The organism is Salinibacterium sp. GXW1014, assembly GCF_044769865.1.
Classification (GTDB): domain Bacteria; phylum Actinomycetota; class Actinomycetes; order Actinomycetales; family Microbacteriaceae; genus Homoserinimonas.
The window spans coordinates 1,696,685-1,709,424 of the sequence record NZ_JBIZWA010000001.1; the positions used below are offsets into that span (position 1 = coordinate 1,696,685).

12 protein-coding genes and 1 tRNA gene are annotated in these 12,740 nt (G+C 67.6%); 12 read left to right on the forward strand and 1 reads right to left on the reverse strand.

Annotated elements, in window-relative coordinates; genetic code table 11:
• Window positions 1-25: 25 nt before the first annotated feature.
• From ACIQK7_RS08375 to ACIQK7_RS08410, 8 genes are all read left to right on the forward strand, one after another.
• Window positions 26-1,186, forward strand: a complete 1,161-nt coding sequence (locus ACIQK7_RS08375) for a DNA polymerase III subunit delta' (protein ID WP_403023227.1) — start codon at window positions 26-28, stop codon at window positions 1,184-1,186.
• Window positions 1,183-2,712: an alpha/beta hydrolase gene (locus tag ACIQK7_RS08380; RefSeq protein ID WP_403023229.1), complete on the forward strand. Its 1,530-nt coding sequence runs from the start codon at window positions 1,183-1,185 to the stop codon at window positions 2,710-2,712. Before ACIQK7_RS08375 ends, ACIQK7_RS08380 begins: the two co-directional genes overlap by 4 nt.
• Before the next feature lie 57 nt (window positions 2,713-2,769).
• Complete coding sequence (locus ACIQK7_RS08385; RefSeq protein ID WP_403023232.1) at window positions 2,770-3,414, forward strand: TetR/AcrR family transcriptional regulator; 645 nt, start codon at window positions 2,770-2,772, stop codon at window positions 3,412-3,414.
• Window positions 3,415-3,489: 75 nt separating this feature from the next.
• Window positions 3,490-3,565, forward strand: a tRNA-Thr gene (locus tag ACIQK7_RS08390).
• Between the two features lie 947 nt (window positions 3,566-4,512).
• A complete protein-coding gene (locus tag ACIQK7_RS08395; RefSeq protein WP_403023234.1) occupies window positions 4,513-4,671 on the forward strand; it encodes a hypothetical protein in 159 nt (52 codons plus the stop codon).
• Window positions 4,672-5,078: 407 nt separating this feature from the next.
• A complete protein-coding gene (locus tag ACIQK7_RS08400; protein WP_403023237.1) occupies window positions 5,079-6,698 on the forward strand; it encodes a sodium-dependent transporter in 1,620 nt (539 codons plus the stop codon).
• Window positions 6,695-6,829, forward strand: coding sequence for a methionine/alanine import family NSS transporter small subunit (locus ACIQK7_RS08405; RefSeq protein ID WP_403023240.1), 135 nt, complete (start codon window positions 6,695-6,697; stop codon window positions 6,827-6,829). The genes ACIQK7_RS08400 and ACIQK7_RS08405 overlap by 4 nt, the downstream gene beginning before the upstream one ends.
• A gap of 34 nt (window positions 6,830-6,863) precedes the next feature.
• Window positions 6,864-7,031: a hypothetical protein gene (locus ACIQK7_RS08410; protein WP_403023243.1), complete on the forward strand. Its 168-nt coding sequence runs from the start codon at window positions 6,864-6,866 to the stop codon at window positions 7,029-7,031.
• A 3-nt stretch (window positions 7,032-7,034) separates the two neighbouring features.
• Here the strand turns inward: ACIQK7_RS08410 and ACIQK7_RS08415 are convergent, their stop codons facing one another.
• Window positions 7,035-8,816 carry a TIM barrel protein gene (locus ACIQK7_RS08415; protein WP_403023246.1) on the reverse strand — a complete coding sequence of 594 codons (1,782 nt, stop codon included), beginning with the start codon at window positions 8,814-8,816 and terminating at the stop codon, window positions 7,035-7,037.
• Window positions 8,817-8,949: 133 nt separating this feature from the next.
• Between ACIQK7_RS08415 and ACIQK7_RS08420 the strand changes: the two genes are divergently transcribed.
• Genes ACIQK7_RS08420 through ACIQK7_RS08435 form a run of 4 tightly spaced genes read left to right on the forward strand, consistent with a single transcriptional unit; the run spans window position 8,950 to window position 12,731 of the window.
• Complete coding sequence (locus tag ACIQK7_RS08420; protein ID WP_403023249.1) at window positions 8,950-9,498, forward strand: TRAP transporter small permease; 549 nt, start codon at window positions 8,950-8,952, stop codon at window positions 9,496-9,498.
• Window positions 9,495-10,769: a TRAP transporter large permease gene (locus ACIQK7_RS08425; protein ID WP_403023252.1), complete on the forward strand. Its 1,275-nt coding sequence runs from the start codon at window positions 9,495-9,497 to the stop codon at window positions 10,767-10,769. The genes ACIQK7_RS08420 and ACIQK7_RS08425 overlap by 4 nt, the downstream gene beginning before the upstream one ends.
• Complete coding sequence (locus ACIQK7_RS08430; RefSeq protein ID WP_403023255.1) at window positions 10,766-11,692, forward strand: shikimate dehydrogenase; 927 nt, start codon at window positions 10,766-10,768, stop codon at window positions 11,690-11,692. Before ACIQK7_RS08425 ends, ACIQK7_RS08430 begins: the two co-directional genes overlap by 4 nt.
• 13 nt (window positions 11,693-11,705) lie before the next feature.
• Window positions 11,706-12,731 (forward strand): DctP family TRAP transporter solute-binding subunit, encoded by a 1,026-nt coding sequence (locus ACIQK7_RS08435; protein ID WP_403023258.1) that lies wholly within the window; start codon window positions 11,706-11,708, stop codon window positions 12,729-12,731.
• Window positions 12,732-12,740: the final 9 nt, after the last annotated feature.

The window sequence follows — 12,740 nt, forward strand, 5'->3', positions numbered from 1 at the left end:
ACCCGCGCGCCCTAGGCTTGAGCGCGTGAGCGTGTGGGACGAACTGACCGGGCAGTCGGATGCCATCGAGGTCTTCCGGGCGGCCGCGGCATCCGCTGCCGACAGTGACGATGCCGGCAACTCCATGACGCACTCGTGGCTCATCACGGGCCCTCCCGGCAGCGGCCGCTCGAATCTGGCCTTCGCCTTCGCCACGGCGCTCTTGAGCACCAACCCCGACGGCGACGAGGCAACGCAGCGGCAGGTCGAGGCGCGGTCACACCCCGACCTTGCGGTGCTCGCGACCGAGCGGGTCATCATCACGATCGACGAGGTGCGCACCCTCGTCGCGAGCTCGCAGTTCTCGCCCTCGGTGGCGCGCTACCGCGTCATGGTGATCGAGGATGCCGACCGCATGACGGAGCGCACCTCCAACCTGCTGCTGAAGGCGCTCGAGGAGCCGCCGCCGCGCACCGTGTGGATCCTCTGCGCCCCCAGCGAGGCCGACCTGATCCCGACCATCCGCTCGCGCGTGCGCTCGGTGCGACTGCGGGTTCCCGCGGTTGCCGACGTCGCCAAGCTCATCGAGCGACGCGACGGTGTCGACCCCGAGATCGCCCTGCGAGCTGCCCGCGAGGCGCAGAGCCACATCGGCATGGCGCACCGGCTCGCGACCAACGACGATGCGCGGCGCAGGCGGGAACAGACGCTGCGTTCCGCCCTCGGCATCCGTTCGGTGTCGGATGCCGTCATGGCGGCCGCGACCATGCTTGAGTTGGCGGGTGACGACGCCAAGGCCATCACGCTCGAGCGGGACGCCCAGGAGCGCGAGAGTGCGCTGCGCTCGCTCGGGATCGAGCCGGGCGGCACGATCCCGCCCGCCCTGCGCTCCCAGCTGAAGAACCTCGAGGAAGACCAGAAGCGTCGGGCGACGCGTTCGCTTCGCGATGGGATCGACCGCGTCATGGTCGACCTGCAGTCCCTGTTCCGCGACGTGCTGCTCGTGCAGCTCGGTGCCTCGGTCGAGCTCGTGAACCTGAGCCTCGAGGCTGAACTCCGCGCCGCAGCCGAGGCCAGCCAGCCGCACCAGACCCTCGCGGTGCTCGACGCGATCGCAACCGCCCGGCGCCGCATCGAGGGCAACGTCGCACCCGCGCTCGCGCTTGAAGCCATGCTGATTGCGGCCACCCGAAAGGACCATGCGTGAAGCGCATCCGCCTCGCCACCGTCGCCCTTCTTGCTGCGACGTCGCTGCTGTTGACGGCGTGTATGCCGGGCTTCTCGCGGCCGGCCCCCGATACCTCTGAGCCCACGGGCGAGAGTGTTGCCGCCGACCTTGAGCAGTACTACCACCAGGTCATCGAGTGGGAGTGGTGCGATGGCGAGTTCCACTGCGCGACGGCCGAGGTTCCCCTCGATTGGAGCGAGCCGCAGGGAGCGTCGATCGAGATCGCGCTCATCCGTGCCCCCGCCGAGGGTGAGTCGATGGGCTCGCTGCTTGTGAATCCCGGCGGCCCGGGCGGCTCCGGGGTCGACCAGGTTCGCGATGGTGTCGACTACGCGGCATCCGAGAGGCTCCGTCGCCACTACGACATCGTGGGCTTCGATCCGCGGGGTGTGGGCGCGTCGGATGCCGTCAGCTGCTACGACGACCCGGACGTGCTCACGGAGTTCATCTACGAGGTGATTCCGCATGAGGCGGGCACGGATGAGTGGCTCGACGCGGTCGAGGAGAGCAACGCGCGCTTCGGCGAGGAATGCCTCGAGCACACGGGCGAGCTGCTTGGTCTCGTCGACACGGTGAGCGCGGCGCGCGACATGGACGTGCTGCGGGCGGCGCTCGGCGACGAACGCCTCAACTATCTGGGCTACTCCTACGGCACCCTGCTCGGCGCGACCTACGCGGAGCTGCACCCCGAGAAGACCGGCCGCCTCGTGCTCGACGGTGCCCTCGACCCCGCGACCAGCGATTTCGATGTCACGGCCGCGCAGGCGCAGGGCTTCGAGAGCGCCATGCGCGCCTTCCTCGCCGATTGCCTCACGGGGGAGGAGTGTCCCTTCTCGGGCTCCTCCGTCGATGAGGGCATGGCCGAGTTGGCGGGCATCTTCGACCGCCTCGACGCGAGCCCGCTCCGGGCGGAGGACGGGCGGATGCTCGGCAGCAGTGCCATGTTCACCGCCGTCATCCTGCCCCTCTACAGCCAGGACACGTGGGGGTATCTCTCCCAGCTCATTGCCGATGTGAAGTCGGGGAGCGCCGAGCTCGCGTTCTCCCTCGCGGATGCCTACAACGGGCGCAACCCGGACGGCACGTACGCCGACAATTCGACCGAGGCGTTCATCGCGATCAACTGCCTCGACTACTCCTCGACCAGTACGCGCGAGTCGCTGCCGGCGGAGGCTGCCGAGTTGGCCCGGCTCGCACCGGTCTTCGGCCCGCTCATGTCCTATGGCGGCACGTCGTGTGACGAGTGGCCCTTCCCGCCGACGCGCGACCGGCAGCCGATCGCGGCCGCGGGTTCGGCGCCGATCCTCGTGGTCGGCACGACGAACGACCCGGCGACGCCCTACAAGTGGTCGGTCGCGCTCGCCCAACAGCTCGAGAACGGGCACCTCATCACCTACGAGGGCGAGGGCCACACCGCCTACAACAAATCGAACTCGTGCGTCAACGATGCGGTCGATGGCTTCTTCATCGACGGAACCGTTCCGGAGTCCGACCCGCTCTGCTGAGCAGCCTGCGCTGAACCCGCGTTTGCTGCATTTTTGCATTGCTGCAAGAATGCTGGCATGAGTATGTCGCAAGCCGCGGTGGACAGCGAGCCGGGACTCAGGGAGCGCAAGCGCCGGGCCACGACTGCGGCGATTCAGCGGGCCGCGATCGAGCTCGCGCTCGAGTCGGGGCTGGGCGTCACGGTCGAGGAGATCAGTCGGCGGGCCGAGGTGTCGCCGCGCACGTTCTTCAACTACTTCCCGACGAAGGAAGACGCCTTCCTCGGCACCGTGCCGCCGCTGCCCGCGGGGATCGCGCGCGAGCGTTTCGTGACGGCGGGGCCCGACTCCGACCTCATCGGCGACCTCACGCAGATGCTGGCCGAGATTTCGGGCAACGAGCCGGTCGACAGTGAGGTCTTCTTGTTGCGTCGACGGCTTGTCGCGAGCCATCCGGAGCTCGCGGCCCGCAGGCTCCTGACGACCCGCACCCTCGAGGGCCAGCTCCTCGAGATCGTCGAGGAGCGCCTGCTGGCCGATGCTGCCGCGACCGGCGCGGTCACGGATGAGGTGCGGAGCCGCGCTGCTGTCGTGACCTTCGCCGCCTTCGGTGTGCTCCGGAGTGCCTGGATGCGCTGGGTCGACCTCGACGGCGCGGAGCCGATGGAGGAGTGCATCCGCTCGTCCTTCGCTCTCGCGAGGGAACTTTTCGCATCGCGCTGATGGCGCAAACGGTACGGAGCACCCCTCCGCATCGGGTAAGCTTTCTTGCTGTGCGCACGAGCCCGCTCGTCGCCCGCCGCCTTAGCTCAGTCGGTAGAGCATCTCACTCGTAATGAGAAGGTCGTCAGTTCGATTCTGACAGGCGGCTCCATATAAACAAAGGGATCGGAGGCCACTGGCCCCGGTCCCTTTGTCGTTCGTGGGGCGGGCGTAAGAGCCAGCACTCCATCGCGGTCGGCCGCAGTCGACGTCTCTTGTGGCCGCTCGCATAGCGACGCGGTGATAAAGGGATCGTAATCTTGGACTGCAGCCTATATACTGGCTCAGTTCATCGCGCATTCCGCGCCTCGACGAAGGAGTCGCTTCATGCTCGGAACCCGCAAGGCCACTGTGATCCTGCTCTCGCTTACGTTGGCGCTGGGCCTGGGAGGTGGAGCGGCGGGTGCCGCGATCGTGACCGGCGCGACCAGCGCCCCAGGTGTCGCGGGGGCCCCGGGTGCGGCTGGTAGCCGGGGGGAAACTGGCGAGCGGGGAGCGACCGGGGCCAGCGGGCAAGACGGTCGCGATGGCGTGGATGGCAGAGACGGCTCGACCGGCGCCAAGGGCGATGCTGGTGAGAAAGGCGCAGACGGAGCCGCGGGTCCTGCAGGTGAAGCGGGAGCCAAGGGCGCACCCGGTGCAACGGGGCCCGTCGGTGCCACCGGCGCAACTGGAGTTGCTGGTGCAGCGGGCCCTACTGGCGCAACGGGTCTTACCGGCGCAACCGGCCCTGCTGGTCCCGCCGGCCCTGCAGGGCCCAGCGGTGTGAATTCAGTGCCATGGGCAGCTGGAGTCACGGGTGTCCAGAGCGTCGATGGGGGTAGCGGTCCATTGACATTCCCTGGTCTCAGCTTCAACGCCACGTACTTCAGGCACACCAGCGACGGAGTCATCGTCACGCAGACCGGCTACTACGAGATCAACTATGCAGTGCGCCCGGTCCCGGGCCGAGTTTCGACAGCTTCCCTGGCCGCGAACGACCATCGCTCCTTCGTTGTCCATGTCAATTCGCAGCCGCTGGCCCTAAGCCGCGTGTATCTCCCCACGCTCAATGTGGCTATGCCGTCCGGGCCCACCCTGAAGGTCTTCGTCGACGGTGGAACGGTCGAGTACTCGGGGATCGTTCAGCTCTTTGCTGACTCGCACATCGCGATCCACCCGGAGGGCACCGCGCCAGCGACGGACATCACGGCGACACTGAGCCTCAAGCGGCTGTAGGGGCCCGCCGTCTTGTCGACGAGGGAACCGCCAGGTTGACCGTCGAGCGCTAGGGCGCTTCTGGAGCAGCCTCCCTGGGGGCCACTTCTGCAACACCCCTGCTGTCCACGCAGGGGGTCGAGGTACCCTGACGTCACACGACGAAGGAGCCATGAGATATGTCGAACACAGGTACTCCCAAGAACGACGAAGAGGGCACTCCGGAGCCGAACGGCAAGGGCGAGGACGGCACGATTCCGAACCACCCCGAGGGCGTCGCCGCTGGCTACACGGGGGGCGAAGTCGACCTTCGAGCCCGAAGAGGACGAGGCAGCGCCCGACGCGGAGTAGTCCGCCCACCAGGGCGGGCGCACGCCGCCGCAATGTAGCCCGCGCCGTTTCGCGCGCGCTGGGGTAAGGTCTGCCGCATGGCGACCGCATCGACGCAGATCCGCAAACGCGAGGCCTTCGGCTCTCGCAACGTGTTCATCCTCTCGGCCATCGGTTCGGCCGTCGGGCTCGGCAACATCTGGCGCTTCCCCTATGTGGCGTACGAGGGCGGCGGTGGGGCCTTCCTCATCCCATACCTCTGCGCGCTGCTGACGGCCGGCATCCCGCTACTGTTCCTCGACTATTCGATCGGGCACCGCTTCCGCGGGTCGGCGCCGCTCGCGTTTCGACGGATGCATCGTGCGGCCGAGCCACTCGGTTGGTGGCAGGTGCTCATCTGCGTCGTCATCGCCGTGTACTACGCCGTCATCGTCGCGTGGGCCGCGATGTACACCTGGTTCTCGGCACAACTCACGTGGGGTGAGGGCAACGAGGAGGGCTTCTTCTTCACCGACTTCCTGCAGTCGGCGGATGTCGCAGAGGTGGGTGTCTCGACCGACTTCGTACCGCAGGTCGGCCTGCCGCTGCTGGTCGTCTGGCTGGCGGTCATCGTCATCATGGCGCTCGGCGTCAAGCGCGGCATCGGCATCGCGAACCTCGTGCTCATGCCGCTGCTGACCCTCATGTTCATCGTCCTCGTGGTGCAGGCACTCTTCCTGCCCGGCGCCCTCGAGGGGCTCAACGCTTTCTTCGCCCCCAATTGGGAGGCGCTCGCCGACCCGGCCGTGTGGGCATCCGCCTACGGGCACATCTTCTTCTCGCTGTCGGTCGCCTTCGGCATCATGGTGACCTACTCCTCGTACCTCAAGCGCAAGACCGACCTGACGGGCTCCGGGCTCGTCGTCGCCTTCGCGAACTCGGGCTTCGAGGTCCTCGCGGGCATCGGTGTCTTCGCCGCCCTCGGCTTCATGGCGCAGGTGCAGGCGACGGATGTCGCGGGCGTCGCGACCTCCGGAATCGGTCTCGCCTTCGTGGCCTTCCCGACGATCGTGTCGCAGGCGGTCGGCGGATCGATCATCGGCGTGCTGTTCTTCGGGGCACTCGTCTTCGCGGGGGTGACCTCGATGATCTCGATCCTCGAGGTGATCGTCGCGGCCCTGCAGGACAAGCTCGGCTGGGGCCGCGTGCGCACGACGCTCACTGTGTCGGTTCCGCTGGCGGTCATCTCCATGGCGCTCTTCTCGACGACAACCGCCCTCACGGTGCTGGATACGGCGGATGCCTTCGTCAACTCCTTCGGCATCATGGCCGTCGCGCTCGTGGCCGTCATCGTCGTGGCCTGGCTCCTGCACAAGCTCCCCACCCTGCAGGCCCACCTGAATGGGCGATCGAGCTTCCGCGTCGGCGTCATATGGAAGGTGCTCGTTGCGGGCCTCGTGCCGGTCGTGCTGGGCTACCTCTTCGTCACCGAGCTGATGGCCAAGATCTCGGAGCCCTACAGCGGCTACCCGACGTGGTTCCTCGCGATCTTCGGTTGGGGCATGGTGATCGGGCTGGTCGTACTGGCGCTCCTGCTCTCGCTGCTGCCGTGGAGCGGCCGCTCCCGCGCCAAGGATGACCCCGAGTACGACGACTTCCTCAGCGATGAGCACTACGACCCTGACCCCGAGACCGACACCGTGCGCACGGTCGCACCGGAGAGAGGAGGCACTTCATGACTCCCACGGCAATCGTCATGCTCGTCATCGCGATCGTCACAGTGTGGGGCGGGCTCGTCGCCGCCGTCGTCAACCTGGCTCGGCATCCGGAGGTGGCCGATTCCGAGCCGACCCCGCCCGTGGAACTCTGAGAACCAAGTACCCCTACGACGAAGGAGCGGTCACATGCCTGACATGCACGACAAGAAGCCCGAGAACGACGAAGAGGGCACCCCGAAGCCGAACGGCGAGGGCGAAGACAGCACGATTCCTAGCGACCCGGATGGCGTCGCGGCCGGCTATACGGGCGAGAAGTCGACGTTCGAGCCGGAGGAGGACGAGCTGGCCGACTAGCGCTCAGCCGCGGGCGGCGCGCTGCGCGGCAAGCCGGATGGGCGCGTTGGCCCCGCCGTAGCCGTCGTAGCCGCCGCGACGCTCGACGATCTCGAGGAACACCCCGCCCACGGTCGGCGTGTAGAAGTGGATGAACTCGCCCCGCGCATCCCGGTCGTAGAAGAGGTCGAGCTCCTGCAGCTCGGCAAGGAAGTCGGGAGCGAGGTCGAAGCGCGCGGCGAGGTCGTCGTAGTAGTTGCGGGGGATGGGCAGGAAGTCGAGCCCGGCGGCGCGCGCACGGCGCGCGACCGCGATGACGTCGTCGCAGCGCACGGCGATATGGCGGCTCGGCAGGGGAGCGGTCGGCGGGGCGAGGTTCATGGGCACGCGCACGACGCCATCCTCGGTGCGCATGACGAGGCTGCGGACGAGGCCGAAGGGCCCAGGCACGTCAGCGGATGATTCGATGCTGAGCGAGAGCACACTGGCGGTGAAGAGCACGGCCTCGTCGAACTCGTGCCAGCGGTAGGCGAGGTTGACGTGGTCGATCGTTCCGCTCGTCGTGCCCGCATCCGGGCTGCCGCCATCGAACTCGCTCGCCCAGGAAGTATCGGCGGGGCGGTCGTGCCAGTAGACCTCGGTACCGTCGGGGGCTGCGACCGCACGCAGCTCCTCCTCGCCCGCATAGGTGCGGCGGAAGACGCTCGGCGCGCCGAGGGCGAGGGCTCGCTCGACGGCCGCGTCGGCATCGTCGACCACGAGGCCGAAGCCCGCGAGCTGCGGATGCTCGTGCCTCGCCTGCTCGTTGAGGATGATGCGTGCCTCACCCGCGCTCCAGAGGCGCACGGGCTTGCTGCGGTGGCGCCCGCGGAAGGCGAAGCCGAGTTGGGAGAGCATCTGGTCGAGGTCGGCAAGGTCGGCGCCGGCGATCTCGACGAAGTCCACGCCCCTGGCGGCCTGCGCCGTGCCCAGGCGGTCGTCGCCCCAGCCGTGTTCGGCGGCGGTGCGGTCGGCGAGCCACGTGAGGGAGCGGCGGGCGTGCGCGGCGGTGCGCGTGACATCCGTCTGCCGGAAGGTGTCGTTGAAGACCTCGAGCGAGAGTGGTCCGGTGTAGCCGGCACGGATGACGTGGCCCAGGAAGGCGGTGAGTGCGAAGTCACCCTCGCCGGGGAACAGGCGGTGGTGGCGGCTCCACGAGAGCACGTCCATCTCGAGGGCGGGGGCGTCGGCGAGCTGCAGGAAGAAGATCTTGTCGCCGTCGATCTGTTCGATCTCGGCCGGGTCGTGCCCGCGCGAGAGGATGTGGAAGCTGTCGAGGCAGGTGCCGAGATTGGGGCGGTCGGCGAGCTGCACGATGCGCCAGGCGTGGCGGTAGTCGTCGACGAAGCGGCCCCAGGCGAGCGCTTCGTAGGCGATTCGGATGCCGCGTGCTGCCGCACGATCGGCCAGCTCGCCCAACTGGCGTGCCGCGAGTTCGTCGTCGTCGATCGTGGCGGTGCCCACGTTGCTGCAGAGCAGGATCGTGTCGGCACCGATGCGCTCCATGACGTCGAACTTCGCTTCGGCGCGGCGCAGGTTGTCGGCGAAGGTCTCCTCGTCGACGCCCTCGAAGTCGCGGAACGGCTGGAAGAGGTCGATCGTGAGTCCGAGTCGGTCGCAGAGCGCCTTGATCTCCTCGGGTGACTCGTAGGCCGCGATGAGGTCGGCATCCATGATCTCGACGCCATCGAAGCCCGCCGCCGCGCAGGCGTGGAGCTTCTCGGTGAGACTCCCGGACAGGCAGACGGAGGCGATTGAGGTGCGCATGAGACCCAATGTACCGACTTGTACATTATTTGGGCAGGCCGCTTGCGGAGCTAATGCACTAACCAGTACGTTAGTTGCCGCGCACGCCGCTGCGCGCCCGCAATCCAGCGGCCCCTGAGATCAAGGAAGTCTCGTGAGCACCTCACAACCACGTCAACGGCGACAGGGCCCCCTCGGGCGCCTGGTTGCCGTCCTCACCGCGATAGAGATCGTGATCGGGTCGATTGCGATTCTCGCGATCCTTGTGCTCGTCTTCACGCAGGCGGCCCAGCGTCACACCCCCTTCGAGGGCTTCGCCTGGACGGGCGAGCTCGGCAAGTTCAGCATGATCTGGCTGAGCTTCTCCGTCATCGGCGTGCTCATCACGACCCGCGGCCACATCGCCCTCGAAGTCGTCGACACGCTCAAGAACCCCATGGTCGTGCGCGTGGTGCAGACGCTGGCGCTCGTGATCGTCGCGATCGTCGGATTCGGGCTCGCGATGGAGGCGTGGGGCCTCGTCAGCACCCAGTCCATCATCAAGTCGCCAGTGCTGCGCCTGCCAATGTCGCTCGTCTACATCCCGGTGCTCGTCGGTGTCATCAGCCTGACCATCCGTTCTCTCGTCGCGGCCCTCGATGTCGCGATCAATGGCCCCAAGCTCTCGGACTACGACGAGCTCGAAAGTGAGGTGGCCGCATGAGCCTTGCAATCCTCGGCATCCTGATCGCGGTGCTGCTCGTCATCCGCGTTCCCGTCGCCTTCGCCTTCCTCGGCCCCTCGCTGCTCTACATGATGCTCGAGGGCCAGTCGACTGGCATGGCGCTCCGCAGCGTCACCAACGCGATGGGCAGCTTCCCGCTGCTCGCCGTGCCGCTCTTCATCTTCCTTGGGTCGCTCGCCAACCACGCGGGCATCGCCGACCGGCTCTTCCGCTTCGCCCTCGCGGTGCTGGCGCGGGTGCGCGGCAACCTCGGCTACGTCGCGGTCGGCACGAGTGTCGGCTTCTCCTGGATGAGTGGCTCCGCCGTTGCGGATGCCGCGGCGCTCGGCAAGGTGCAGATCCCCGCCATGCTGCGCGCCGGCTACAAGCGCCGCTTCGCGACCGGCGTCAACGCGGCGTCGTCGCTCATCGCCCCCGTCATGCCCCCGAGCATCCCCGCCGTCATCTTCGCGGGACTCGCGGCGATCTCGACGGGCGCCCTCTTCGCGGCTTCCGTCATTCCGGCGCTGCTCATGGCGGTGGGCCTCTGCGTCGTCGTGTTCATCCTGGTGCGCCGCAACCCCAACATCCAGAAGGGCGTCTGGAACAAGCAGGAGGTGCTCGACTCGACCAAGGGCGTCATCCTGCCGATGGTCACGCCGTTCATCATCCTCGGCGGCATCCTGGGTGGCGTATTCACCCCCACCGAGGCGGCCGCGGTCGGCGTGGTCTACATCCTGCTCGTCGGCATTGTGCAGCGATCGCTGAGCCTCAAGGGCTTTCTCGCGGCCGTCAAGGAGTCGGTGCTGACGACCGCCGCCATCATGGTCATCGTGGCAAGCGCGTCGCTGCTCGGCTACATCCTCGCCCGCGAACGCCTCCCGCAGATCCTCACCGAGTTCTTCTTCTCGCTGACCGACAACCCCACGGTCTTCCTGGCGCTCGCCGCGCTCCTCGCGCTCATCCTGGGCACCGTCATCGACGCGACCGCGATCCTCGTGCTCGTCGTGCCGATCCTCATGCCGATCGCCCTCGAATACGGCGTCGACCCGATCGTGCTCGGCGTCATGCTCATCATCTCGCTCATGATCGGCCTGCTGACCCCGCCCGTCGGCACGGTGCTCTTCGTGACCGCCGCCGTCTCGAAGACGCGCGTGGGGGAGGTGTTCCGGGGCAGCCTGCCGTTCATGATCCCGTCTGTCGTGATCGTCGTGCTCGTCATCCTGTTCCCAGATGCCGTCATGTGGCTCCCAAGGACGCTCGGACTATGACCATGACCTTTGAGCCGGCTGGAGCCCTCGCCCGCCGCCGTGCCGTGCTGATCGGCCTCATCGGCGAGGGCATCACCCAGTCTCTGACCCCGCCCATGCACGAGCTCGAGGGCGCCCGTCACGGCATGCACTACGTGTACCGCACGATCGATCTCGCCCCCGAGGAGCGCAGTGCCGAACACGTCGCGCAGCTGCTGTGGGCCGCGCGCCGTATGGGCTTCACGGGGCTCAACATCACGCACCCCATCAAGCAGGCCGTCATCCAGCACCTTCATGAGCTTGCGCCCAGCGCGCAGCTCGTCGGCGCCGTCAACACGGTCGTCTTCGATGGCGAGCGGATGATCGGCCACAACACCGACGTCACCGGATTCGGTGCCGCCTTCGACGATGCCTTCGGGGTCGTGCGGCACGGCCGGGTCGTGCTGGTCGGGGCCGGCGGGGCCGGCGCCGCCGTGGCATCCGCGCTCGCCGCCCGCGAGGTCGCCGAGCTCGTCATCGTGGATGTCGACGTGCAGCGTGCCGAATCGCTCGCCTCGAGCGTGCGCGCCACCGCCCGCGGCGAGGTGCGTTCGGCAGCGCTTGACGACCTGCCCGCGTGGTTGGCTGGGGCTGCCGGCGTCGTCAACGCGACCCCGTGGGGCATGGCAGCGCATCCGGGTACGGCCTTCGACACCTCGCTGCTGTCTGCCGACATGTTCGTCGCTGACATCGTCTACCGGCCCGTCGAGACGCAGCTGCTGCACGAGGCCAAGGAAAGCGGATGCCGCACCATGCCCGGCCTCGGAATGGCCATGCACCAGGCAGCCGACGCCTTTGAAATCTTCACTGGAGAACCAGCCGATCGGGGAGCGATGCTCGCCGATCTCAAGAATCTCGTCGCTGCTGAAGCGGCGGGAGCCCCTGCCCCTGTGGCACACCAATGAGAGGAAAACACTGATGATCGCACGTCGTTCACCCCGAATGAAGTGGATCGCCCTGATGGCCGCCCCAGCATTGCTGCTGGTCGGCTGCGCGGGCGACTCGGGCGGAGAGGGTGGTGCCGAGGGCGGCACCATGGAGCTCACGCTCGCTCACAGCTACAACCCCGACCAGCCGCAGGACCGCTGCGGCGCGGCCGTCATCAAGGAGGAGGTCGAGAAGGCTGACGTGGGCCTCACGATCGAGCTCTTCGGTTCGAGCCAGCTCGGTGGTGACGCTGACCGCATCGCCTCCGTCGCCTCGGGTGACATCGACATCGACATCCAGGGCGCCTCGGCGCTCGGTGCGGTGTACGAGCCCATCTCGGTGCTCGACGCGGCCTACGCGTTCGATGACGCAGCCCACCTCGCGGAGTTCATGGACAGCGATGCCTCCGACAAGGTGATCGAGGGCTTCGCGGATGCCGCTGGCGTCTACACGCTCGGTGCCTGGTCGGCCGGTGCTCGCCACTTCACGGCGAACTCGCCCATCCGCACGCCGGAAGACCTTGAGGGCATGCGCATCCGCTTCCCCGGTTCGCCCCAGTTCCTCATGAACGCGAAGGCGCTCGGAGCGACGGCGACCGAGGTCGCATACGAGGAGCTCTACCTCGCGCTGCAGCAGGGCACGGTGGAGGGCCAGGAGAACCCCATCACCAACATCAAGTCGCAGAACCTGGCCGAGGTGCAGGACTACCTGAGCCTGAGCGCCCACCAGCTCAACACCAACCTGGTGATCATGAGCCAGAAGTGGAACGACCTCAGCGAGGAGCAGCAGGAGGCCCTGACCGACGCGGTTGAGGTCGCGGTCGACGAGGTCACCGCCTGCGTCGCCGAGGACGAGGAAGCGACGATCGAGGAGTGGCGCACGGGCGGCGACTGGGAGGTCATCGACGACGTTGACGTCGACGCGTTCCAGACCAAGGCCGTCGCCTACCTCGAGGAGACCCTCGAGGGCGAGTCGCTCGAGGTCTTCGAGGCGATCCGCTCCACCTCCTCCAAGTAACAACAGCGG

Excerpts from the sequence above, each read along its gene's own strand:
- ACIQK7_RS08395 (WP_403023234.1), top strand. The coding sequence starts at position 4,513 with ATGCCGTCCGGGCCCACCCTGAAGGTCTTCGTCGACGGTGGAACGGTC.
- ACIQK7_RS08385 (WP_403023232.1), top strand. The coding sequence starts at position 2,770 with ATGAGTATGTCGCAAGCCGCGGTGGACAGCGAGCCGGGACTCAGGGAG.
- ACIQK7_RS08435 (WP_403023258.1), top strand. The coding sequence starts at position 11,706 with ATGATCGCACGTCGTTCACCCCGAATGAAGTGGATCGCCCTGATGGCC.
- ACIQK7_RS08430 (WP_403023255.1), top strand. The coding sequence starts at position 10,766 with ATGACCATGACCTTTGAGCCGGCTGGAGCCCTCGCCCGCCGCCGTGCC.
- ACIQK7_RS08415 (WP_403023246.1), bottom strand. The coding sequence starts at position 8,816 with ATGCGCACCTCAATCGCCTCCGTCTGCCTGTCCGGGAGTCTCACCGAG.
- ACIQK7_RS08425 (WP_403023252.1), top strand. The coding sequence starts at position 9,495 with ATGAGCCTTGCAATCCTCGGCATCCTGATCGCGGTGCTGCTCGTCATC.
- ACIQK7_RS08405 (WP_403023240.1), top strand. The coding sequence starts at position 6,695 with ATGACTCCCACGGCAATCGTCATGCTCGTCATCGCGATCGTCACAGTG.
- ACIQK7_RS08400 (WP_403023237.1), top strand. The coding sequence starts at position 5,079 with ATGGCGACCGCATCGACGCAGATCCGCAAACGCGAGGCCTTCGGCTCT.
- ACIQK7_RS08410 (WP_403023243.1), top strand. The coding sequence starts at position 6,864 with ATGCCTGACATGCACGACAAGAAGCCCGAGAACGACGAAGAGGGCACC.